Raw genomic sequence first — 22496 nt, forward strand, 5'->3', positions numbered from 1 at the left:
GGCCACCCATGTGGCTTGAATCGCAGGCGCAATTCGCTCTCTATTTTGTAGCTTGTAACGATTACCTATAAAGCGTTACAAGCCATTTTTATTGAAATTTTTTCTACCCGTGCGAAAGACTCTGCCCATGCCTTCTCTTGCTTACCCCTTGAAAGCCTCCCCCGTGGCACTGGCACTGGTCGCCCTGCTGGCCAACCCGGCCGCACAGGCACAGGTACCCAGCGCGGCATGGCAGCGCTGCGCCGCGACCAGCGACAGTGCTGCCCGCCTGGCCTGCTTTGACCAGTGGGCAGGCCAGCAGGCCTGGCAGGCACCTGCGGCATCGGCGGCCCAGGACGACCCGCCAGCAGCTCCCTCACTGGTAGACACCACCTTGCCGGCCACGCGCATCATCGAGGTGGCGCAGACTGCCGGTTGCCGCGACCCGCAGTACAGCACCCTCTCGCGCTTCTGGGAGCTGGAGTCGGGCAGCGACTGCGGCACCTTCAGTTTTCGCGGCTACCGGCCCATCACCGCCTCTGTGGTGGCGGCCAGCAATGTGAACCGCCAGCCCGGTTCGCCTTCGGCCGACCATACGGCGCAGGAGTCCACACCTTTCCGCCGCACCGAGGCGCGCCTGCAGCTCTCCGTGCGCACCAAAATCGCCCAGGGCCTGCTTACCCAGGGCCACCCCACGCGCAAGGATTCGCTGTGGTTTGGCTACACGCAGCAGTCGTACTGGCAGCTGTTCTCGCCCCAAATTTCGCGCCCGTTCCGCACCACCGACCACGAGCCTGAGGTGATGTACGTTTACCCCACAGACGCGCAGTTGCCCTGGGGCTGGCGCTGGCGCTTCAGCGGCATCGGCGTGGCACACCAGTCCAACGGGCAAAGCCTGCCCCTGTCGCGCAGCTGGAACCGCGCCTACCTGATGACCGGCATGGAACTGGACAACCGGTGGACGGTCAACGCCCGGCTGTGGAAGCGCATTGGCGAGAGCACGACCAGCGACGACAACCCGGGCATCAGCGACTTCGTCGGTCGCGGCGAACTGTCAGCGTTCTGGAACATGGACCAGGGCAATACCTTGGGCCTGACGGTGCGCAGCGCGCTGAAAAGCAACTCGCGCGGCTCGGCACGAATTGAATGGATGCAGACCCTGGGCACCGCCCTCGGTGGGGGCAAAAGCAATCTGCGGCTGCACACCCAGCTGTTCTCGGGCTACGGCGACAGCATGATCGACTACAACCGCAAGCGCACCGTGTTCACGGTGGGATTGAGCCTGGTCGATTTCTGAGGCTCTGCCGGGACAACATCCCGTTACGCAATACCTGCGCTGTTTCTTGAATCGGTCTCAGGCAGCCGCCACAATGGCAGCCGCACCACTTGCGGCATCACCTGCCTTGTGGCGCGCTCCTGAAAAGAGCCTGTTTCACACCGTTTTCCCCGCCATTGGCGATGCGGCACACGCTCGACAATGCAGCCAAGAGGAACAACACCATGGACATGCAATACCAGCTCAAGGCCGGCAGCTACTACCTGTATGACATGCGCGAAGCGCCCAGTGTCGTCACGGGGGAGCGACGCTTCAAGCTCAAGACCGATACCGTGGCCATTGCCTTCGATGCGCACACCGGCGAGGTACACCAGCATGGCAGCCCCACGCGCATCCAGTCGTGGGCCAACAACACGCGCCGCCGCCTGCGGGCTGCGGGCGCACAAGACGTCGCCAACGACATCGTCGTGGTCTCGGGCCCGCTGCCCGTGGATGAATTGAATAAATGCCTGTGGATTCGCGGCTATTGCGGCCGCATGTTCAAACGCCTGGCCACCTTGCCCCATGGCAAGCTGCAGCGCCCGGCAGAGCCCTGGCGCAAAGCCGCGTGAAGGACAACACCCCCCTATCTCGCTTCGCTCCTTCCCCCTTCTCTGGCATCGCTACGCGATGCGGAAGGGGGACGCCCCCAGCGCGGCGGGACGGCCCTTGCGCGGGGGCCGCTGGTCTGGGCCGCGCCGGTTTCTTACGCCACTGATGAAGCGCAGCTCCATGGAAAGCTGAGACCACCTCCAAAGCCCCAGCCAGCCGCCGCAACGCGCGTCGGCTTTTCTTTTTCAGGCCAGCGGCTCTTCGGTGGCTTCGTCGTCCAATTCCATCACCTCGGCATGCTTGACGATGGTCACCGGCACGGGACTGGCATGCACCAACTCCTGCGACACCGAACCCAACAGCGCGCTGCTGATGGCACCCTGGCCGCGCGCACCGATCACTACCAGGTCGCAACCTGTACTTTCGACGATGTCCACCAGCGTGTGCGCCGGGTCGCCCACCCCGATCTCGGTGGTGTAGGCCAGCCCGGCCGCATCGAGCAGCGCACGGGCCGAGGCCATGAGGTGCTCGCCTGCCTCCAGGCTGGCTGCAACGATCAGGTCGGGGTCGCGCGAGACCACCAGTTCGTACAGCGAGGCGGGCTCCTGCACGTTGGCCAGCACGCAATCGACGCGCAGGCCGTCCTGCACCAGTTGCAACACATGGTGCACGGCGTCCAGCGAGAGTTCCGATCCGTCGACGGCGATGAGGATTCTGGGCATGGCAATTCCTTTGTTGTGTGTTCTGTTCAGACCAGTGTAGCGGCCCAGCATGCCCGCGCCACACATGTGGGCGGCCTGGCGGCCATCTGGGACAATCGCGCCCATGCTGCAGTTTCAGATTCTCACCACCGACCCCTCCAGCCACGCCCGGCGCGCCACACTCACGCTCAACCATGGCGTGGTCCAGACACCCATCTTCATGCCCGTGGGCACTTACGGCACCGTCAAGGGCGTGATGCCGCAAAGCCTGCACGACATGGGCGCGCAAATCATCCTGGGCAACACCTTCCATTTGTGGATGCGCCCCGGCCAGGACGTGATGCAAAGCTTTGGCGGGCTGCACGCCTTTGAACAGTGGCACAAGCCCATCCTGACCGACTCGGGGGGATTCCAGGTCTGGAGCCTGGGCGACATGCGAAAAATCACTGAAGAAGGCGTGACCTTTGCCAGCCCCGTCAACGGCGACAAGCTGTTCATGTCGCCCGAGGTGAGCATGCAGATCCAGACCACGCTCAACTCCGACATCGTGATGCAGCTTGACGAGTGCACGCCCTACGAGACCAAGGGGCATCTGACCACCGAGGCCGAGGCGCGCAAGTCCATGGAGATGAGCCGCCGCTGGGCACTGCGCTCCAAGGTCGAGTTCGAGCGCCTGGGCAACCCGAACGCGCTGTTCGGCATTGTGCAAGGCGGCATGTTCGAGCACCTGCGCCAGGAGTCGCTTGAGGCGCTGGTGGAAATGGACTTCCCCGGCTACGCGATTGGTGGCGTGAGCGTGGGCGAGCCCAAGGAGCAGATGCTGCAGATCATGGCGCATACCCCCCACCGCCTGCCCGCCCACAAACCCCGCTACCTGATGGGCGTGGGCACGCCCGAAGACCTGGTGCAGGGCGTGGCCGATGGTGTGGACATGTTCGACTGCGTGATGCCGACCCGCAACGCACGCAACGGCACGCTGTTCACGCGCTTTGGCGATCTGAAAATCCGCAACGCGCGCCACAAGACCGACCACCAACCCCTGGACACCAGTTGCACCTGCCACGCCTGCGCAGGCGCATCGGGTGTGGCGTGGGACGCGGGCGGGCGCGGCGGCTTCTCGCGCGCCTACCTGCACCACCTCGACCGCTGCGGCGAGATGCTGGGGCCCATGCTTACCACGGTGCACAACCTGCACTACTACCTGAACCTCATGCGCGAAGTGCGAGAAGCCCTGGACGCCGGACGCTTTGGCGAGTTCCGCGCGCAGTTCAAGGCGGATCGGGCGCGGGGGGTGTAGTTCTGCGGGCGTTCTTATCCTTGCATTTTCGACATGCCGATGCGTGAAATGCAAGGATAAACAGTATGACTGATCATCCGTAGCGATGCAAAAATAATAGCTTCAACCGATTGCCAGACAATGGGTAGAAGCAATTTTTATACTAAAAACTGACGCACTAACCAGTCTGCCAGCGCAGCACACCGAAGCACCGCACATGCAAGACCTTTTCCCCCATCCCTGGTTGGTCAACACCTTGCTGGACGAGGGCTACATCGCACAGAAGCGCGAAGCATTGGGAAAAGCTGCACTGCCTTACAGCCTTGGCACCTGGCTGGAACAACACTTCAATGTGGCAGCACTGTCCATCCGCAGCGAAGCGCAACTGGAAGAAAAGTTTATTGGCCCCCTGCTCAAACAGCTGGGCTGGGTCAGCGTCACTCAGGAACCCCTCATCGTGCAGGGCAAACAGGCCAAACCCGACTGGTGTCTCCTGCTGCATCCGAACCAAGACCACGCCCTGATGGCGAGCAAGGACCACACCCTGGTCACCGCCATCTGCGAATCCAAGGCCTGGTCCAAAACCCTCGACACCGGCAAAGCCGACCGCAACCACAACCCGCACCACCAACTGCAGGACTACCTGAGCACCCTGCGCGTGCGCTTCGGCTTTTTGACCAATGGCCGCGTCTGGCGCATCTACGACACCGACAAGGTCACGGCCAAAAAAACCTACATCCAGTTTGACCTGGAAGCCATTTGCGCACTGGAGCCCGGCCAGGAGAAGGCGCAGGCGCTGGCGCTTTTTGCGTTCTTCTTCGGACGGGACACCTACGTGCCGCCCACCACCGCCGGTGCCAGCAACGCCATTGAGCAGGCCATTGCTGCATCGGCCGACTTCACGCTGGCGGTGGAAGAAAACCTCAAAGCCGTCATTTACGGCTACGCGGGCGAAGATTCACTGTTTGAAATCATGGGCCGCGCCATCCACCGCGCCAACCCCAAAGCCAGCATGGCCAGCGTGTATGAAAACAGCGTGGTACTGCTGTTCCGGCTGCTGTTCGTGGTTTACTTTGAAGACAAAAACCGCGAACTGCTCGCCCGCCACCCGTTCTACAACCGCTACAGCCTGGAGCAGATCTACCAAACCCTGCCCAGCAAGCCCGGCCCTCGCAGTGGCCTGCACGACGGCGTGTATGCCCTCAAGCAGCTTTTTGAAATGCTCGACGAAGGCGCCGAAGACATCGACATCCCGCTGTTCAACGGTGGCCTGTTCGACCCCCAGCGTGCCGCATTGCTACTGCAGCCCAAAATATTCGACAACACCACGCTGCGTGCCATTCTGGAAAAACTGCTCTACAAAACCCACCGGGGCACCACGCTGTTTGACACCCGGCGCGACTTTAAAAACATGAGCGTCACCCACCTGGGGCGCATCTACGAGGGGCTGCTGGAGTTCCGCTTCGAAAAAGCCAGCGAAGCCGCCGTATACCTCGAATACGAAACCACCGCCACGCGCGGAAAATCCGTCGAAGCCTATTTCGACGCCTACGACAGCGCCATCCTGCGCAAGGAAAAAGGCTTTCGCGCCTTGCGCGAGATCAGCGTGAAAAAAGGCGACGTGTACCTCAAAAGCGCCAGCAACTCACGCAAAACCTCGGCCAGCTACTACACGCCGCCCTCGCTGTCGCAGCCGCTGGTGCAAGCGGCCATGCAGCAAGCCCTGACTGCTGCCAGCGCACAGGGCAAGGCCCTGATGGACCTGAAGATTCTGGACAACGCCTGCGGCAGCGGCCATTTTTTGGTGGAAGCCCTGGGCACCCTCACCGACCTGGCACTCGAACGCCTGGAAACCGATGCCGACCTGCAACAGCTGGTGGCCACCGAGAGCGCCAAAATTGCCGAGCAGCTGCAGTTTCTAAACCTCGACTACGTACCCGAAGACGCGCAAATTTTGAAGCGCGCGCTGCTCAAGCGCTGCATCTTTGGCGTTGACCTGAACCCCTTTGCCGTAGAGCTGGCACGCCTTTCACTGTGGATGGACAGCTTCATCTTTGGCACGCCGCTGTCGTTCATCGAACACCATGTGCAGCATGGCAACGCCCTCATGGGCGCCAGCGTGCAAGAGTTTATTGACTACAACGCCACCGAAGTCCGGCAAAACGACCTGTTTGTGGACAACCTCAGCGCCCGCTTTGACGAGCTGCGCAGCGTGATGGACGAGCTAGACGCCATGCGCGATACCACCGCGCAAGAGGTGGAGCAATCCAAGCGGCTGTGGAAAACCTCTATTGCACCCAAACTGCAGCTGCTATCGCGTGCGCTCAGTTTCATCTGTACCCGCCGTGCGTTGCTGGCCGAAGGAAACAAGGCCGCCTGCGAGGCGCTGGACAAAACGCCCGACCTTCTGGCACAGCTGTTTGACGAAGCCAAAACCAAAACCGCCGCGCTGCGCCAGGTCGAGGCCTATGCCCAGCGCTTTCACTTCTTTCACTATGAAGTGGCCTTTCCCTAAGCGTTTGCTGGAGGGCGCAAAGGTTTTGACGTGATCGTTGGCAACCCGCCGTGGGACAAGACCAAGTTCTCTGACACCGACTTCTTCCCCCAGTACCACAGCAACTACCGCAGCCTGAAAAACACCGAGAAGGCCGCTGTGCAAAAGCGCCTGCTGGAAAGCACCCACATCGCCGCCGCGTACCAAAGCGTGCAGCACGATGCAGAGGTGGCCAACAACTACTACAAGTCGGCCTACCCGCTCAACAGAGGTGCAGGCGACGGAAATCTGTTCCGCTTTTTTGTCGAACGCAACCTCGGACTGCTCAACGCAGGCGGCAGCCTGAACTACGTGCTGCCCAGCGCGCTGATGTTCGAAGAAGGCTCCATGGGCCTGCGCCTGCATATCTTCAACCAAGCGCAATTGCGGTTCTTCCACAGCTTTGAGAACAACAAAGGCATCTTCCAGGACGTGCATCGCAGCTACAAATTTGCCCTGATGCAGGTGGTCAACACGCCGCCCACAGCAGACCAGGCCCCCATCGACACGGCCTTTTACGTGCTTGATGCCGCTGATCTGCAACGGCCTGAAACCCATGTGCCGTACCCGCTGGACACAGTCAAGGCGCTATCACCCGAGCAATGGGCCTTGATGGAGCTGCGCGACGGCACCGACCTGCCCATCCTGCAAAAGTGCTACAGCGCTTTCCCCTCGCTGTCACCCAACTGGCTGGATTTCCGTAATGAACTTCACATGACCAGCGACAAGGAATTGTTCATCGAGCAAACCATCCAGGGGCTACTGCCGTTGTACGAGGGCAAGATGATCTGGCAATACAGCCATGTGTTCGAGGAACCGCAGTATTGGGTGAATCCTCAAGCGTTTGACGCAAGGCTGCACAGCAAAGAACTGTACCGCATGGCGCAAGACCTGGGCGTACCCAAAGCCGAGGCCGGCAAGCACGCATCTGCGGTGCGCTATGACCGCGAATTTGTGCGCCTAGGCTTTCGGGACATCGCCAGAGACACTGACGAACGCACCCTGATCTTTGGCCTGCTGCCCAAGAACGTGGGCGTAGGCAACACCATCAACATCAGCATTCCCAAAACCTACCTGCGGGATGCCAAAGGCGGCGTCACCACACAGGCCACCTCACCGCTACGCCTGCTGTTTGCACTGGCCTGGTTCAACAGCCTGCCGGTGGACTGGTTGGCGCGCTTCATGATCCAGATCCACGCCAACAAGACCTACTTGTTCCGCCTGCCCACACCCCAGCCCAGCGACGACGAAATTCTCGCCCACCCCGACTACGCCCAACTCGCCCAAAACGCCCTGCTGCTGAGCCTGGCCGCAAGCTGGGATGATTTTGCCGAGCTGGCCCCGCTGTTCAACGTGCAACCGGGCGACGTGCCCTCCACCGCCAAGGCCCGCGACCAGTTGCGCGCCGAGAACGATCGCACCGTAGCCCGCCTGTACGGCATGACCGACGCCGAATTTGCCCACCTGCTGCGCAGCTTCAAAGGCCTGGCAGCCAAACGCCCCGAGTACCTCGCGCTGTTGCATTGACAGACGCCATGCCCAAACCAACCTGAACTCAATAACCACTTCCAAAACACTCTTATTTTTATAGCCGCTCACGCTTTACCAGTAAGCGGTGCAGCCATTGTTGTATGAAAATTTTATGCAAAATATGACCCGCAACACCCGCGAATATGAGCGCGTGCCTAACCGTCAGGTTGAAAACTGGGTGCAGTGACACCCATGCAAGCCCCGGTCCCACGCCACGTGCTGCCCGTGCTGGTGGCCGCGCAGTTTGCGGGCACCTCGCTGTGGTTTGCAGTCAACGCGGTCATGCCTGACCTGCAGCGCGAGCTGGGCTGGCCCGCTGCGGCGGTGGGCACGCTCACCTCGGGGCTGCAGTTCGGTTTCATCGTGGGCACGCTGGTCTTCGCACTGCTCGCCATTGCCGACCGGTTTTCGGCGCGCCGGGTGTTCCTGCTGTGTTCGCTGGCCGGTGCAGCCTGCACCGTGGGGGCCTGGGCCATGGTGCGCGACTATTCCGCCCTGCTGGTCTGGCGTTTTGCCACCGGTTTCTTCCTTGCCGGGATTTACCCGGTGGGCATGAAGATCGCCGCCCAGTGGTACACGCGCGGCCTGGGGGGTGCGCTGGGGCTGCTGATAGGCGCGCTGGTGCTGGGCTCGGCCAGCGCCCACGCACTGCGTGCGCTGGGCAACGCCCTGCCCTGGCCCACGCTGATGCTGGGCGTAGCAGGGCTGGCGGCAGCGGGCGGCCTGCTGCTGTTCCTGGGCACCACCGATGCACCCGGTGCGCAGGCGCGTGTGACCACGCTGCAGTGGCGCGCCCTGGCCACGGTGTGGACCGATGCGCGGGTGCGCAGCTCGGTGTTGGCGTACTTTGGCCACATGTGGGAGCTCTACACCATGTGGGTGATGATGCCGCTGGTGCTGGCCACGCGGGTGCAAGGCCTGGCGCTGTCGTGGGCGGCTTTTGCCGTGCTGGGTGCGGGCGCCATCGGCTGTGCCTTCGGCGGATGGGTGGCGCAGCGCTGGGGCAGCGCGCGTGTGGCCGCCGTGCAGCTGGCCACCAGCGGTCTGTGCTGCCTGGCCACACCGTGGATGCTGGATGCCGGCGCGAGCCTGTTCTTTGGCTGGCTGCTGCTGTGGGGCGTCACGGTGGCCGGGGACTCTCCCCAGCTCTCCACCCTGACGGCGCGCAACGCTCCCGCACAGGCCGTGGGCAGTGTGCTGACGCTCACCAACAGCATCGGATTTGCCATTTCGATTGCCAGCATTCTGCTGTTCGTGTCACTGGCGGAGATCGTGGCACTGGGCGCGCTGCTGCCGTGGCTGGCGCTGGGCCCGGCACTGGGCCTGCTGGCGCTGCGCCCATTGCTGCGTGATGAAGCGACCCAGCCCAAGCAGGTCATTTCCCCCTAGCCCTGCGCAGCAGTCCATGGGGCAGAATCAGGCGTCATGGATTCCTCCTCCGAACTTCAGCAAACGCTGGAACTGGCCTTCCACCTGGCGCCGGTGGGCCTGTGCGTTTCACGCCACCGGACCATCGAGATCTGCAACGAGGCGCTGGCGCAGATCTTCGGGTATGCCCAGACCGATCTCATGGGCCATTCCCTCGCCCAGCTATACCCTTCTCTCGACGAGTTCACCCACATTGGCAAGCTCGGCCTGCCCGAGATGCAGGCCACCGGCAACTACAGCGACGAACGCATCATGTGCCGGTCCGATGGCACCCTTTTCTGGTGCCATGTGGCAGGCCGTGCGCTCGACCGGGCCGACCCTTTTGCCCATGCCGTGTGGATGTTCGAGGACATTTCGCTGCGCCGCCCGGTCGGCGCGGCGCTGACGATGCGCGAACGCGAGATAGCGCAGCATATCGTGACCGGCGCGACCAGCAAGCAGATCGCCCGCCTGCTCGAGATCAGCCACCGCACCGTCGAGGCCCACCGGGCGCGCCTGATGCGCAAGCTGGACGCCACCACCACGGGCGAGCTGGTTGCCCGGCTGCTGGGCCACCCCGGTTGACGGCGCCCGGCCGCAGGGGCTGCGTTTACTTCATCAAACGCCCGCTGCGTCCGATCACCGTCACCTCCACATAACGCGAACCCACGCGGTTGTCGGGCGAATAATTCACCGAGACCCCGCCCAGGTCGTAGTGGCCCAGGCTCTCCAGTGCTTTGATGACCTTGGCCCGCGTCGGCGCGGGTCCCGCACGGCGCAGCCCCTCGACGAGCACCTTGGCACCAAGGAATTCTTCGAAACTGGTGTAGTTGATGTGTTCATCGGGCGCATATTTTTTCAGCAGGGTCTGGTACTCACGCACCACGGGCAAGTTGGGCTGGTACGGGAAAGGCACCACCTGGCTGATGCCCAGGCCATGCGCGTTCTTCAACTCGGCCAGCTTGACGATCTCGGCCGCGTCCACCACGGAGATGTTGTACAGCTGGGCGCCGCCGCCCATCTCGCGGTAACGCTTGACGAAGGCCGACGTGGGTTTGTTCACCGCAATCATGATGATCGCCTGCGCATCGGACTTCATGATCTGCTGCACGGCCGCATCCACGTTATCGGTATTCCGGTCGTAGGGCGCGGCGGCCGACAGCTCCAGCTGGCGCCGGGCCAGCGCCTTCTGCACACCTTCCAGGCCCGCTTTGCCAAAACCATCGTCCTGGTACATGACCGCAATGCGCTTCATGCCCAACGTGGTCACCTGCTGCACCATGTGCTCGGTCTCGTCGGCATAACCGGCGCGCACATGGAATATCCAGGGGTTGAAGGGGTTGCGCAGCGGCTCACCGCCGGTATAGGGCGCCACCAGCGCGGCGCCGCCCTTTTCCAGCACGCCATCGCTCAGCAGCTTGCCAATGTTTGAAGTGCCCGCAAAGCCAAACAGCGCGACCACTTCGGGGTCGGCCAACAGCTCGCTTGTCAAACGCACGGTGTCGTCCACCTTGTAGCCGTCGTCCAGCACTTTCACCGCGATCTTCTGGCCATGCACGCCACCCTGGGCGTTGATATGCCGGAAATAGATGCTGCCGCCCAGCACCATTTGCTTACCCGTACTGGCCAGCACGCCCGACAGGGGGGCCACCTGACCAATGACGACATCGGCCCGGGCGGCCGACCACGGCAGAACGAGGGCCAGCATGCTGGCAGCGCCCCACAGGCCGATGCGCTGGGCCGCCCGTCCCACAAGCCCGGGATCAGCCGCACTTTGTGCCGCACCTTGCCACTCGGCTGATGCGTGGACTGGATTCGGGGGTCGCACAGCGGGCGGATTCGTCGGATGCAGTGCACCGGGCGTAGTCTGTCGGCTCATGGGGTCTCCTTGTCGTAAGGAGCGTGAGCCTAGAGCCCGCACCGGCGTTACGCCAGTCGTACGTTTACTTACAGGGGCTTGTGTTGACGTAGTTCTACGTAGGAGCTGGCAACGGGCGCATGCAGAGCCCATCCGACGTCAATGCGCCTCGCTCGCGCCGGGTCTGCCGCTGGCCACCGTTCCACACGCATGGCAGAACTTGGCAAAGGCGCTCTTGCGCGTGCTGCACTGGCCGCAGTGGTCAAACAGGCCAATGCCGCAATGCGGGCAAAAGTCGGTCTTGCCGTCTTTCAGGTCCACCGGCCGCTCGCAGCCGGGGCACACATTTTTGGCCAGGCGCGCCAGCGCCACGTCGTAGCTCAGTTCCTTGCGGCGTTCCTGATCGGGCAGGGCTTCGGCCAGTTTCTGCCGCTCCAGGTAGCGGTTGAGCGCAAGGATGGCGTAGCGCCCGACCAGCGCCGTGATACCAATACCCACCACGTAGCGCACATAGCCGCCATAGCTGGGCAGGTAGGGCACCAGTTCGACGAAGAACGCAAACAGCGCGAAGAAGATGAAGCCCCACACAAAAGGCCAATAGGTGCCCTTGCGCTTTTTGACGAACAGCCAGGCGGCAATGGCCAGCAGCGGCAGCGTGAGCGCCAGGCGGTACAGAAACACGCGCAGCTCAACCTTGCGGCGCTCGGCGTGCAGTTTGTCGTAGGCCCCAGATTCCATCTGGCCCAGGCGCTGCTGCGCCGCTGCTGCGGCCTGGCGCGCATCCAGTGCCGCCTGCTGCTGCTGCTCCACCGCCTTCTGGGTGCTGCGCTCGGCCTGTTTGAGTGCATCGAGGGCCCTGGTGCGCGCCAGCACCTCGGGGTCGTGCTCGGCCCGTTGCGTTACGCTGCGGGCCGCCAGCCAGTTGTTGAACGTTTCCCGCTCGGCAGAGCTTTCGCTGCGCGCCTTGTTGCGCTGCAATTGCGCCTGCTCCAGCGCGGTCTGGGCGTCCTGCTCGGCCTGGCGCGCCTCTTTCACCTGCGTGCGCAATGCCTGGGCCGCAGGCCGGTCCAGAAAGTCGTCCAGCGCCAGCGGTGTTTCGACCTTGGGCAGATCACCCACGACGGTGCCGCCCAGGCCAATGAGAAAGCTGGCAAACACCAGCGCTACCAGCCACAGGCCGCGGCGAAACCATTTTTCGGACAGTCGCAAGGATTTGCTCATGTTGTTCTCTGGAAATTATCAACTATTGAATTGATAGCTTAAGGCGCTTTGCTGTTAGGCGCTAGAGGCTATTTTTATCGAGATTCCAGACGCAGCACGACAGGTGCCGATGCCAACTGCGCACGCTGCAGCCAGGCCAGCACCGAATCCACAGTGACCGTTTCAATGCGGTCGGCAAAGCGCTTGTCACTCGGATGGTCGTCAAAGGCGATGTTGGCCGAGCCCACGCGGCCGCCCAGCCGCGTGAGGGCACCAATCTTGAGCACGCTGGGCTCATAGCCTTTGAACTGCAGCCAGGCCTGCGCCTGGTTGCGCGTGCGCACGCTGGCGGGTTCCATGGCGACGGCCAGGGTTTCCAGCGCCCACTGGTTCGATTGCTGGTATGTGCGCCCCCACACATAGCTCACCATGCTGTAAGGCGAATGCTGCAGGGCGCGGGCGCGCAGCCGGTCTTGCAGCACAGGCAGCAGGCGTTGCTGCACCTCGGGGGTGGGTACGGCCCATACGGCCTCGTAACGCCAAAGGTCGTCCAGGAAGAATTCGCCCAGCCCCTGGCGGTACAAATGCCCCACGGCGGTGCCGCACTCGTTGAGCTTGTGCACCACGCGCCAAGGGCCTTCAGCGGTGCGGTAGGCCCAGCCCAGGTGCGAGTAGCGCAGACCATATTTACCCAGGTCTTGCCCCGCACGGCCCAGCACCACCACCTGGGCACCGCTGCGGGCATGTTCGGCATCCAGCGCGGCGGCGGTCTGCTGCGCCAGCTGCATGCCGCGCTCAATGAGCTGCGGCGTGGGTTTGTGCGCCTCACACGAGCGGCCGGCATGGGCCGGTGCAGCAGCCAGCACCACGGCGGCTGCGACAAAGAAAACCGCCAGGGCGGTGCGCCGCCACGTGTTCGGATAAAGCATGGTGCGGCTCCTTAAAGACGTTCGTTGTGCAGCAGGGCCTGGCCCAGGGCATTGGGAATAAAGGCCAGCACCTCGCCCGCGACCGACAGGACGACACCCGTGCCGATCACGCTGCAAGCCACCACCGTGCCCACGCCATGGGCCGATGCGGCCACACCACGCCCCACGACTTCGACACTGACCTGTGCACCATCCGAAGCCCGTTCGAGCAGGTACACCGTGCCAGTTGCGGAGGCTTCGACCGTTTTCACGGTAAGCACTGCACCCGCTACCGACAGGGCGACCGGCAGCGCCAGCACCGCGCCGGATGCCGCCGCGCCGACCGAGGCCGTGCCCACCACCGACGCCACAGGCAACAGAGAGAGCGCAGCCGAGGCCTCGCTCTGGGCCTGTGCGGGCATTGCCACCAGGACACAGGCCAGGCCCGCCGCGGCCAGCAGGCAGACCCGCTTTTTGTAAATGTTTGTCGTCATGGAAGTTTCGTTGGATGAAGGGTTGTAGGGGTCATTCAGTGGCGTGGGCCGTGCTGGCTTCGCGGCGGCCTTGCCAGCGGGCTTCCAGCAGGTCGGCCTCGTGGCGGTCACGCAGCATCTTGGCCAGCGTGAAGGCGGTGGTGATGAGGTAGAGCCAGCCCACGCCGAGGAAGGCCTTGTAGGTCACGTTGATGTCCATGCCCAGCAGGCCCCAGCCCGTCAGGCCCATGGCGACGGCAAAGCCACCCCAGACCACCAGCTTCCACATCGGCACATCTTTCGCACCCTGGCGGCTGCCCTCGTTGTCACGCACAAACTTGGCCAGCACCAACGCGGTAGACAGGCAGAAGACATAGCCCATCACCATGAACACCTGCTCCAGCGGCTCGCCGGGCAGCCAGGCCAAACCGACGACGCACAGAAACACGGCGATACCGAAGGAGACCCACACCTGGAGCTGCCAGGCACGGCTGTCACGCGGGACGATGCGGGAAGATGAAGACATTGCGGTAGAGGCCCGGGGGCCATGGTTGAACATGGAACGCATGGTGCTGCCCGTCGACCCTGCTGTCTGCTTTGGCATGCCAAAGCAGCGCATACAAAGCATTGGGGTATCGTTTTTTGATACTTTTTGTCCGCCATTGCCGAAAAACCCCAGGCCACTGCCGGTCGGCGCCTGCGCGACACCCATGCCTTGGGCCGGTCTTCGACAATGCCCTCTCATGCCGCGCCAGACACCCTGGAATCACCGCCCAAGAAAGAGACACACCATGACAAAACCCTTTGACCTCGTCGTCCACGGCGCCACCGGCTTCACAGGCCGTTTGGTGGTCGAATACCTGCTGCAGCGCTACCCCGCAGGCAGCGGCCTGCGCTGGGCCATGGGCGGGCGCAACGCCGAGAAGCTGGCCGCCGTGCGCGATGAAATCGGTGCCCCCGCCGACACGCCACTCGTTGTCACCGACACCAGCAACCCCGCCAGCCTGCAAACCCTGATGGACCAGACCCGCCTGGTGCTGACCACCGTGGGCCCTTACCAGCTCTACGGCAACGAACTCGTGGCCGCCTGCGCGGCTTCCGGCGTGGACTACGTGGACCTGTGCGGCGAGCCCGCCTGGATGCGCCACATGATCGACGCGCACGAGGCCACGGCCAAAGCCAGCGGCGCGCGCATCGTGTTCTCGTGCGGCTTCGACTCGATCCCGTTCGACCTGGGTGTTTTCCTGCTGCAAAACGAAATGAAGGCGCGCTTTGGCCACCCCGCCAGCCGCGTGCGCGGCCGGGTGCGCAAAATGAAAGGCACTTTCTCAGGCGGTACCGCGGCGAGCCTCAAGGCCACGCTGGCCGCTGCCGCCAGCGAGCCCGGCGTACTCGATCTGCTGCGCGACCCTTTCGCGCTCACGCCGGGCTTCACCGGCCCGCGCCAACCCTCGGGCAGCAAGCCCATGGTGGACGAGGCGCTGGGCGAGGGCGTGTGGGTGGCGCCGTTCGTCATGGCGGCCATCAATACGCGCAACGTGCACCGTTCCAACTTCCTGCTGGGCCATGCCTACGGGTCCGATTTCGTCTATGACGAGATGCTGGTCACCGGCCCCGGCGCCAAGGGCGAGGCCATTGCCAACGCCGTGGCCTCTGACAAATCGCTCGGCTCGGACGCCGGACCCAAGCAGGGCGAAGGCCCTTCGCGCGAAGAGCGCGAGGCCGGGCACTACGACGTGCTGTTCCTCGGAGAAGATGCCCAGGGCCACCGCCTGAGCGTGTCCGTGACCGGTGACCGCGACCCCGGCTACGGCTCCACCTCCAAGATGATCGCCGAGGCCGCCGTATGCCTGCTGGAGAACCGCAGCACGCCCGGCGGCATCTGGACCACGGCCCCGGCATTGGGCCAGGCGCTGATCGACCGGCTGCAGGTCCATGCCGGGCTGCGCTTCGCCGTCGAAACGCTCTGAAGCTCAGGCCCGCACCAGGCCCCACCACTGCCACAGCGCGAAGCCGGCCAGCAGCAGGGCGGAGCCGCGCTGGATGCGCAGGCGCCAGGCATCATCGATGCGTGAGCGCCAGCGCGCCACCAGGGCTGCCAGCAACAGCCACCACAGCGCCGAACCCAGCCACACGCCTGTCACCATGGGCAGGACGGCCACCGTCCTCGCGCCGCCCGCCATCGCACCGAAGATGGCGATGAACGAGAGGATGGTGACCGGGTTCGACAGCGTCAGCACCAGCGTGCCCCCGAAATAGCCGAGCAAATCCCCGGACGCGGGCGTGACCGCCACCTGCCGTGCCAGCGGCTGGCGCGCCACGCGCCAGGCCATCCACAGCAGCACCAGACCACCCAGCAGCGCCAGGGGCACGCGTGCGCCCACGAGCGCATCGATCAGCAAGCGCGTCCCCAGCGCGCCCAGCGCCCCGTACAGCGCATCGGCCGTGGCTGCGCCCAGGCCCGTGGCCAGCCCGGCGCGCACGCCACGTTCCAGCGTGCGCTGGATGGTCAGCAGGCCGATCGGCCCCACCGGCGCGGCAATGGAGAAGCCCACCCACAGGGCTTCGGCGAAGAGCGGGATGGCAGAAGAGGTCATGCCGCCATGGTAGAAAGAATGCAGCCAAGACAACAGGCAAAAAATTCCGCCCAAAAACTTTGTTGCCTAAATTTTTCAGGAAAAGCACCGCCATGGCAAAAGATTCAGCCCTCCCACTCGACGACAAGGCCTGGCTGCTGCTGCAGGCGCTGCAGGCCGATGCCCGCGCTCCGCTGAAGGCCCTAGCCGATGCCGCGGGCCTGTCCCTGCCCGCCACGGCCGAACGCATCAAGCGGCTGCAGGAGGCCGGCGTGGTCCGTGGCTACCAGGCCCAGGTGGATCCTGCCGCCGTGGGCTATGGGGTGCGGGCCATCGTCGGCATCCATGTCCCCCAGCCGGGCAAGCGGGCGCTGCTGGACAAGCTGGCGAGCCTGCCCGAGGTGCTGGAGTGCCACCATGTGGCGGGTGAAGATTCTTATGTGATGCAGGTAGTGGCCACCACGCTGCAAGACCTGGAACGCTTCCTCGCCGGCATCAACGGCTACGGCGAGACGCGCACCTCGATCGTGTTTTCCACCCCCATCGAACGGCGCGGGCTGGCGCGGCCCGCGCGCTGACGCCAGGGCCTGTCACGCCTCCAGCAGCCGCGCCACGCGGGTCTGTAGCAGTTCGGGCTGCGCCTCGGCCGGAGCCATGGGCGCGCCCACGTTCAGACCCACGCGGCTGAACATGCCGCGGCGGAAGGGTCGCACCATGGCGCTCCCGCGCTCGACGCGGCTGAAGTACGAACCCCACAGATTGGTCAGCGCCATGGGGATCACGGGCACATCCAGCCCGTCGGCCCGCGCGCGGTCCAGGATCTTGACGATGCCGCCCTTGAACGGCTGCAACTGCCCGTCGCGCGTGATGCCACCCTCGGGGAAGATCGCCAGCAAATCTCCTTCGCGCAACACCTGCGCGGCCCGCTCAAACGCAGCTTCGTAAGTGGCCGGGTCTTCCTTGTAGGACGCGATCGGAATGGCCTTGGCCAGCCGGAAAAGCGCACCCAGCACCGGCACGCGGAAGATGCGGTGGTCCATCACGAAGTAGATGGGCCGGGGGCTGGCCGCCATGAGCAGCACGGCATCGACAAAACTCACATGGTTGCAGGCCAGAATGGCCGCGCCTTGCACCGGCAGGTTTTCGTCACCCTGCACCCTGAACCGGTACACCAGACGCGAGAGCACCCAGGCCACGAAACGCAGCAGGTATTCGGGCACCAGCAAGAAGATGTAGGCCGCCACCACGGCATTGGCCAGGCCGGTGAACAGGAAAATTTGCGGCACCGTAAAGCCCGCGCCCAGCAAAGCCCCGACGATGAGCGAACTGGCGATCATGAACAGCGCGTTCAGGATGTTGTTGGCCGCAATGATGCGCGCGCGGTGCGTGGGCTGGGCGCGCATCTGGATGAGCGCGTACATGGGCACGCTGTACAGGCCGGCGAACAGGCTCAGCAGCGCCAGGTCGAGCATGATGCGCCAGTGCGCACCCTGGTCCATAAAGGCCGCCAGGCCCATGATCTCGGCCGGGGGCAGACCCCGGGCAGCGAAATACAGATCAATGGAAAAAGTGCTCATGCCCATCGCCCCCAGCGGCACCAGGCCAATCTCCACATGGCGGCGCGAGAGCACCTCGCACAGCAGCGAGCCGATGCCGATGCCGATCGAAAACACCACCAGCAGGAGTGAAGCGACCTGCTCATTGCCGTGCAGCACCTCTTTGGCCAGGCTGGGAAATTGCGATAGAAACACCGCGCCAAAAAACCACATCCAGCTGATGCCCAGCAGCGAGCGAAACACCACGGTGTTTTCGCGTGCCAGCTGGAGGTTGCGCCAGGTCTCCGTGACCGGGTTCCAGTTGATCTTCAGGTGCGGGTCTGTCGCTGGCAGCGAGGGAATAAACTCGGCCACCACACGCCCCACGAGGGCCATGCCGACACAGGCCAGGCCCACATGGTGCGCGCCGATCTCTGGCACGGCGATGATGAGGCCGCCTGCCACATTGCCCAGCAAAATGGCCACAAAAGTACCCATCTCCACCATGCCGTTGCCGCCCGTCAGCTCGCGCTCGGTCAGCACCTGGGGCATGTAGGCGAACTTGACGGGGCCAAACAGCGTGGAGTGCAGCCCCATCAGAAAGGTGCAGCCCAGCAGGATGGGTACGTTGGCCGAGAAAAACCCCCACGCGGCCAGCGCCATGATGCCGATCTCCAGCCGCTTGACGAAGCGGATCAGCCGCTTCTTGTCGTACTTGTCGGCCAGCTGACCGCTGGTGGCCGAGAACAGCAGAAACGGCAGGATGAACAGTGCGCCAATCACCAGTCCGGCCATGGCCGGCTGCATCCACGACACGCTGATCTGGTAGGTCACCATCACCGTGAAGGCAAACTTGAACAGGTTGTCATTGGCCGCACCAGAGAACTGCGTCCAGAAGAACGGCGCAAAACGGCGCTGGCGCAGCAGGGCGAACTGGTTGGGGTCCTCGTGCGCCTGCGCAGCACTGGCGGAGGGGTTTTCGATCTTCATGCGTTTCTCCTCGTTCTCGACAGGTTTGTTGTGTTTTTTTGGTATTGCCCGCACCTCAAGCGCACAGCCAGCGTAGGCCGCCGACGATGTGGGCGCGATTCTGCCCGGACACAGGGGCGCGCAGCATGACTGGAACCCTCCTGTTGCGCAATGTCACAAGTGCAGACAACACCGGCCCGAGGCATGCCAGCGCCAGCAGCGCAGCCATGCCGAGCAGCAGACCCATTTCAGCGCGTGACAGGACCGGGCGGCACAGAGGGCGCTGCGCGCACTGGCCTGAGGGGGATACAGAAAAGGTCATGGTCGTCGCATCCGTCAGTGGTCGATGCCCCGCAGTGTGTTCAGCACAACCCATTGCACCGCCAAAAAGCTGCTTAAACAGCTACTGATGGCACCTGGAGTATTGATAATCGATACCCATGAGCACCACCGCCGACCTCGTGACCGCCCTGAAGAAGGAACTCAAATCCGCCCAGATGACCTATGCCGACCTCGCGCGGCAGTTGGGCATGGCCGAATCGAGCGTCAAGCGCATGCTGGCCAAAGGCGACATGCCGCTCTCGCGCATCGACACCATCTGCCGCGCCCTGGCGCTGGACTTTGCCGACCTCGCCCGGCGCGTGGCCGACGCGCAACCCTTGCTCAAGGAGCTGACGCACGACCAGGAGAAGGCCGTGGTGGCCGACAAGAAACTGCTGCTCATGGCCATCTGCGTACTGAGCCAGTGGACGCTGGAGCAGGTGACCAGCGCCTACCGGCTGACCGAGGCCGAGGTCATCCGCTACCTGGTGCAGCTCGACCGGATCGGCATCATCGAGTTGCGCCCCCTGAACCGCTACCGCCTGAAGCTGGCCAAGACCTTCCGCTGGCGCCCCCACGGGCCAGTGATGAACTATTTCCGCGAGCACGCTTTGCTGGACTACTTTGCAGGGGGGTTTGACGGCACAGGCGAAGGTGTGCTGCTGGTGCATGGCAACATCAGCCGCTCCCTGGCTCCTGCCTTCATGGAACGCATGCAGCGCGTGGCCCAGGACTTTGCCCAACAACACCTGGCCGACCAGAAATTGCCTGAGCACGAACGTGAGGGCTACACGCTTTTGCTGGCGCTGCGCAGTTGGGAGTTCGAGGCCTTTGCCCAGATGCGGCGTTGAGACAGCGTCAACGTCGACGAGCAGCCCAAAACGCTCTATTTTTGATAGCTGATTGCGCTTTACCAGCAAGCGCTAGCCACCAAAATCGCCCAAAATACAGCCATCTCAGGGCAAAGACACCCATCCGTCCTCTACCAGGAGCCTTGCGTGACATCCATCACGGTCAGGCGCATTGGTGCAGGCCGCCGAAACATTTGCTCACACGCCTTCGCCAAACGACTACACGGGCTTGACGAAGAGCACCACACAATGCCTTTCATTGGTTCCTTTCGGGACCATTTCAAAGGAGTATTCCCATGGCACGCATCGCCCTCGCCGCCGCAAGCATCGCCCTGCTGTCACTGTGCGCCCTGGCGCCCACCGCGCAGGCGGCCACCTCGGCCACCATCGTCATCCAGACAGCCCCACCCCCCGTGCACTACGAGGCCGCGCCCCGGGCTCGGCGCGGCATGGTCTGGGTACCGGGCCACTGGGAATGGCGCCACGACCGCTACCGCTGGATCGACGGCTACTGGCTCAAAGCCCGCCCTGGTTACCGTTACAACGCCCCCCAGTGGCGCGAGCGCGGTGGGCGTTGGTATATGGAGCCCGGCCGCTGGGACCGTGACGGTGACGGCATTCCCAACCGCTACGACCGGACACCTGACGGTCGCCAGCCCCATTACAACGCCCCCCCGCACCGGCCCCCACACAGCCGCGGCGCCCCACCCCACCGCCGTGACAGCGACGGCGATGGCGTTTCCAACCGGCACGACCGCCAACCCAACAATCCGTACCGCCAATAAAACCCTGCGCGTGCGAGGCGCTTGGGCCTCTCCATAAGCAACTGTTGTATGGCATAAGGCCCTGCGCACCCCACGCAGGGCCCCGGGCGCGCCTAGAATCGCGCACTGCAGGAGAGCTTGGCGGCACCGTCCGCTGCACCGAAGGCGCAAACTCCCATACACGCTCAGGTTCCGTACTGCACCTTTCATCACAGCCGTCTGGAGAGCCGCCACCACCGTGGCGCACCGAAGGAGCAAACCCCACGCCATGCTGGCAGGGGGTGAATCTCTCAGGTCACAAGGACAGGGGGAGCGGCAGCTTGGCGGACACGTCGGCTGCATGCTATTCATTTAATAGCAGCTACCGCTTATCCATCAAGCGCTGGAACCCTGAAAGGCTCCAAAAATGCGCGTGATCGTTCTCGGCGCCGGCTTGCTCGGTGTCACTTCGGCTTATTACCTCCAACAACGCGGCCACGATGTGACCGTCATCGACCGCCAGGCCACGCCCGGCGCCGAAACCAGCTTCGCCAACGGCGGGCAAATTTCGGTCAGCCATGCCGAGCCCTGGGCCAACCCGAGCGCGCCGCTCAAGGTGCTGCAGTGGCTGGGCCAGGAAGACGCTCCCCTGCTGTTTCGCGTGCGCGCCGATATGCGCCAATGGCTGTGGGGCCTGCAATTTTTGCGCGAATGCACGCCAGCACGCACGCGCCACAACATCCAGCAGATCGTGCGCCTGGGCACTTACAGCCGCGCAGCCCTGCAACAGCTGCGCCGCGACACCGGCATCCAGTACGACCAGCGCACCCAGGGAATCCTGCATTTCTATACCAACCAGAAAGAATTTGACGGCGCACTCGGCCCGGCCGAGCAAATGCGCCAACTAGGCTGCGAGCGCCAGGTGATCAGCGCCGACGAGGCCGTGCGCATCGAACCCGCCCTGGCCCACATTCGCCCGCAGCTGGCGGGCGCCACCTTTACCGCCGAAGATGAATCGGGCGACGCCAACCTGTTCGTGCGCGAACTGGCCGCACTATGTGCACAAGCCGGAGTGCAGTTCCGCCTGGGTGAGCACATTACCGCGCTGCGTGCGGCGGGAGATGCAATCGACCACGTGGAAGTCACCAACGCCGAGGGCCGTTTTGAGCGGGTGCGCGGCGACGCCTTTGTGCTGGCCATGGGCTCGTACAGCCCATTGCTGGCGCAACCGCTGGGCGTGTCGTTGCCGATTTACCCGGCCAAGGGCTATTCGGTGACCATGCCGGTGAAAGACGCTGCCATGGCCCACCAGGTCAGCCTGACGGACGATGAATTCAAACTCGTCTTCTCGCGCTACACCAGCGAGCAGGGCGACCGCCTGCGCATTGCAGGCACGGCCGAACTCAATGGCTACGGCCGCGACCTGAACGCAGCCCGCTGCGAGGCCATCGTGCGGCGTGTGGAGCAGCTTTTTCCCGGGGCAGGCGATGCCACCCAGGCGCAGTTCTGGACGGGCTTGCGCCCGGCCACGCCGAGCAATGTGCCGTTGATCGGCCGCACCAAGCTGGGCAACCTGTTCCTCAACACCGGGCACGGCACGCTGGGCTGGACGCATTCCTGCGGCTCGGGCAAGGCACTGGCCGACATCGTCAGCGGCCAGGTGCCAGAAGTCGACTTTGCCTTTGCTGGCATGAAAGACCAGCGCCAGCCCCGCCTGCAGCCAGCCACCTGAGCGCGTTCTCATTCTGCTTCCAAATCATTCGTGTCTA

General features: G+C 63.8%; 20 protein-coding genes and 1 riboswitch. Of the genes, 12 read left to right on the top strand and 8 right to left on the bottom strand.

The features are described 5' to 3' along the window. Positions 1 to 127: 127 nt before the first annotated feature. Both C8D04_RS11355 and C8D04_RS11360 read left to right on the top strand, forming a co-directional pair. On the top strand, positions 128 to 1276 hold the full coding sequence (locus tag C8D04_RS11355) for a phospholipase A (protein WP_116004949.1): 1149 nt from the start codon (positions 128 to 130) through the stop codon (positions 1274 to 1276). 203 nt (positions 1277 to 1479) lie between these two features. Next, positions 1480 to 1866, top strand: coding sequence for a hypothetical protein (locus tag C8D04_RS11360; protein WP_116006148.1), 387 nt, complete (start codon positions 1480 to 1482; stop codon positions 1864 to 1866). Positions 1867 to 2091: 225 nt separating this feature from the next. Here C8D04_RS11360 and C8D04_RS11365 read toward each other — a convergent pair whose 3' ends face one another. After that, positions 2092 to 2568 (bottom strand): universal stress protein, encoded by a 477-nt coding sequence (locus C8D04_RS11365; protein ID WP_116006149.1) that lies wholly within the window; start codon positions 2566 to 2568, stop codon positions 2092 to 2094. Between the two features lie 103 nt (positions 2569 to 2671). Between C8D04_RS11365 and tgt the strand changes: the two genes are divergently transcribed. From tgt to C8D04_RS11390, 5 genes are all read left to right on the top strand, one after another. Then, entirely contained in the window at positions 2672 to 3844 is a 1173-nt protein-coding gene (gene tgt / locus C8D04_RS11370) for a tRNA guanosine(34) transglycosylase Tgt (RefSeq protein ID WP_116004950.1), read from the top strand. 196 nt (positions 3845 to 4040) lie between these two features. After that, complete coding sequence (locus tag C8D04_RS11375; RefSeq protein ID WP_116004951.1) at positions 4041 to 6338, top strand: DNA methyltransferase; 2298 nt, start codon at positions 4041 to 4043, stop codon at positions 6336 to 6338. A gap of 30 nt (positions 6339 to 6368) precedes the next feature. Further along, entirely contained in the window at positions 6369 to 7883 is a 1515-nt protein-coding gene (locus tag C8D04_RS11380) for a class I SAM-dependent DNA methyltransferase (RefSeq protein ID WP_116004952.1), read from the top strand. Positions 7884 to 8078: 195 nt separating this feature from the next. Continuing rightward, a complete protein-coding gene (locus tag C8D04_RS11385) occupies positions 8079 to 9275 on the top strand; it encodes an MFS transporter (RefSeq protein ID WP_116004953.1) in 1197 nt (398 codons plus the stop codon). A gap of 36 nt (positions 9276 to 9311) precedes the next feature. Beyond that, positions 9312 to 9878, top strand: coding sequence for a PAS and helix-turn-helix domain-containing protein (locus C8D04_RS11390; protein WP_116004954.1), 567 nt, complete (start codon positions 9312 to 9314; stop codon positions 9876 to 9878). Positions 9879 to 9903: 25 nt separating this feature from the next. On the opposite strand, the gene C8D04_RS11395 is transcribed toward C8D04_RS11390, so the two are convergent. From C8D04_RS11395 to C8D04_RS11415, 5 genes are all read right to left on the bottom strand, one after another. After that, entirely contained in the window at positions 9904 to 11001 is a 1098-nt protein-coding gene (locus C8D04_RS11395; protein ID WP_116006150.1) for an ABC transporter substrate-binding protein, read from the bottom strand. A gap of 309 nt (positions 11002 to 11310) precedes the next feature. Then, positions 11311 to 12372, bottom strand: a complete 1062-nt coding sequence (locus C8D04_RS11400) for a zinc ribbon domain-containing protein (RefSeq protein ID WP_116004955.1) — start codon at positions 12370 to 12372, stop codon at positions 11311 to 11313. Between the two features lie 74 nt (positions 12373 to 12446). Beyond that, on the bottom strand, positions 12447 to 13280 hold the full coding sequence (locus tag C8D04_RS11405; protein ID WP_116004956.1) for a DUF2145 domain-containing protein: 834 nt from the start codon (positions 13278 to 13280) through the stop codon (positions 12447 to 12449). Positions 13281 to 13291: 11 nt separating this feature from the next. Then, positions 13292 to 13681: a hypothetical protein gene (locus C8D04_RS11410; protein ID WP_233521252.1), complete on the bottom strand. Its 390-nt coding sequence runs from the start codon at positions 13679 to 13681 to the stop codon at positions 13292 to 13294. A gap of 103 nt (positions 13682 to 13784) precedes the next feature. Beyond that, positions 13785 to 14258, bottom strand: a complete 474-nt coding sequence (locus C8D04_RS11415; protein ID WP_116006151.1) for a YiaA/YiaB family inner membrane protein — start codon at positions 14256 to 14258, stop codon at positions 13785 to 13787. A gap of 265 nt (positions 14259 to 14523) precedes the next feature. Between C8D04_RS11415 and C8D04_RS11420 the strand changes: the two genes are divergently transcribed. Beyond that, entirely contained in the window at positions 14524 to 15702 is a 1179-nt protein-coding gene (locus tag C8D04_RS11420) for a saccharopine dehydrogenase NADP-binding domain-containing protein (RefSeq protein WP_116004958.1), read from the top strand. 3 nt (positions 15703 to 15705) lie between these two features. Here C8D04_RS11420 and C8D04_RS11425 read toward each other — a convergent pair whose 3' ends face one another. Then, positions 15706 to 16329: a LysE family transporter gene (locus C8D04_RS11425; protein ID WP_116006152.1), complete on the bottom strand. Its 624-nt coding sequence runs from the start codon at positions 16327 to 16329 to the stop codon at positions 15706 to 15708. A 92-nt stretch (positions 16330 to 16421) separates the two neighbouring features. Here C8D04_RS11425 and C8D04_RS11430 point away from each other — a divergent pair, with 92 nt between their 5' ends. Continuing rightward, a complete protein-coding gene (locus C8D04_RS11430; RefSeq protein ID WP_116004959.1) occupies positions 16422 to 16886 on the top strand; it encodes an Lrp/AsnC family transcriptional regulator in 465 nt (154 codons plus the stop codon). A gap of 12 nt (positions 16887 to 16898) precedes the next feature. Here the strand turns inward: C8D04_RS11430 and C8D04_RS11435 are convergent, their stop codons facing one another. After that, positions 16899 to 18833, bottom strand: a complete 1935-nt coding sequence (locus C8D04_RS11435) for an MFS transporter (RefSeq protein ID WP_116004960.1) — start codon at positions 18831 to 18833, stop codon at positions 16899 to 16901. A gap of 419 nt (positions 18834 to 19252) precedes the next feature. On the opposite strand from C8D04_RS11435, the gene C8D04_RS11440 reads away from it, so the two are divergent. The 3 genes from C8D04_RS11440 to C8D04_RS11450 all read left to right on the top strand — a co-directional run bounded on the left by C8D04_RS11440 (position 19253) and on the right by C8D04_RS11450 (position 22459). Further along, on the top strand, positions 19253 to 19984 hold the full coding sequence (locus C8D04_RS11440) for a helix-turn-helix transcriptional regulator (protein WP_116004961.1): 732 nt from the start codon (positions 19253 to 19255) through the stop codon (positions 19982 to 19984). Between the two features lie 296 nt (positions 19985 to 20280). After that, on the top strand, positions 20281 to 20769 hold the full coding sequence (locus C8D04_RS11445; protein ID WP_116004962.1) for a YXWGXW repeat-containing protein: 489 nt from the start codon (positions 20281 to 20283) through the stop codon (positions 20767 to 20769). A 188-nt stretch (positions 20770 to 20957) separates the two neighbouring features. Further along, positions 20958 to 21065: riboswitch (glycine riboswitch) on the top strand. Between the two features lie 89 nt (positions 21066 to 21154). After that, positions 21155 to 22459, top strand: a complete 1305-nt coding sequence (locus C8D04_RS11450) for a D-amino acid dehydrogenase (protein ID WP_116004963.1) — start codon at positions 21155 to 21157, stop codon at positions 22457 to 22459. Positions 22460 to 22496 lie beyond the last annotated feature (37 nt).

The sequence above is a fragment of the Simplicispira sp. 125 genome (assembly GCF_003096555.1).
Taxonomy (GTDB): Bacteria; Pseudomonadota; Gammaproteobacteria; order Burkholderiales; family Burkholderiaceae_C; genus Simplicispira.

Coding starts and splice junctions, on each gene's coding strand:
- C8D04_RS11355 (WP_116004949.1), top strand. CDS start 128: ATGCCTTCTCTTGCTTACCCCTTGAAAGCCTCCCCCGTGGCACTGGCA.
- C8D04_RS11360 (WP_116006148.1), top strand. CDS start 1,480: ATGGACATGCAATACCAGCTCAAGGCCGGCAGCTACTACCTGTATGAC.
- C8D04_RS11365 (WP_116006149.1), bottom strand. CDS start 2,568: ATGCCCAGAATCCTCATCGCCGTCGACGGATCGGAACTCTCGCTGGAC.
- tgt (WP_116004950.1), top strand. CDS start 2,672: ATGCTGCAGTTTCAGATTCTCACCACCGACCCCTCCAGCCACGCCCGG.
- C8D04_RS11375 (WP_116004951.1), top strand. CDS start 4,041: ATGCAAGACCTTTTCCCCCATCCCTGGTTGGTCAACACCTTGCTGGAC.
- C8D04_RS11385 (WP_116004953.1), top strand. CDS start 8,079: ATGCAAGCCCCGGTCCCACGCCACGTGCTGCCCGTGCTGGTGGCCGCG.
- C8D04_RS11390 (WP_116004954.1), top strand. CDS start 9,312: ATGGATTCCTCCTCCGAACTTCAGCAAACGCTGGAACTGGCCTTCCAC.
- C8D04_RS11395 (WP_116006150.1), bottom strand. CDS start 11,001: ATGCTGGCCCTCGTTCTGCCGTGGTCGGCCGCCCGGGCCGATGTCGTC.
- C8D04_RS11400 (WP_116004955.1), bottom strand. CDS start 12,372: ATGAGCAAATCCTTGCGACTGTCCGAAAAATGGTTTCGCCGCGGCCTG.
- C8D04_RS11405 (WP_116004956.1), bottom strand. CDS start 13,280: ATGCTTTATCCGAACACGTGGCGGCGCACCGCCCTGGCGGTTTTCTTT.
- C8D04_RS11410 (WP_233521252.1), bottom strand. CDS start 13,681: ATGCCCGCACAGGCCCAGAGCGAGGCCTCGGCTGCGCTCTCTCTGTTG.
- C8D04_RS11415 (WP_116006151.1), bottom strand. CDS start 14,258: ATGTCTTCATCTTCCCGCATCGTCCCGCGTGACAGCCGTGCCTGGCAG.
- C8D04_RS11420 (WP_116004958.1), top strand. CDS start 14,524: ATGACAAAACCCTTTGACCTCGTCGTCCACGGCGCCACCGGCTTCACA.
- C8D04_RS11425 (WP_116006152.1), bottom strand. CDS start 16,329: ATGACCTCTTCTGCCATCCCGCTCTTCGCCGAAGCCCTGTGGGTGGGC.
- C8D04_RS11430 (WP_116004959.1), top strand. CDS start 16,422: ATGGCAAAAGATTCAGCCCTCCCACTCGACGACAAGGCCTGGCTGCTG.
- C8D04_RS11435 (WP_116004960.1), bottom strand. CDS start 18,833: ATGAAGATCGAAAACCCCTCCGCCAGTGCTGCGCAGGCGCACGAGGAC.
- C8D04_RS11440 (WP_116004961.1), top strand. CDS start 19,253: ATGAGCACCACCGCCGACCTCGTGACCGCCCTGAAGAAGGAACTCAAA.
- C8D04_RS11445 (WP_116004962.1), top strand. CDS start 20,281: ATGGCACGCATCGCCCTCGCCGCCGCAAGCATCGCCCTGCTGTCACTG.
- C8D04_RS11450 (WP_116004963.1), top strand. CDS start 21,155: ATGCGCGTGATCGTTCTCGGCGCCGGCTTGCTCGGTGTCACTTCGGCT.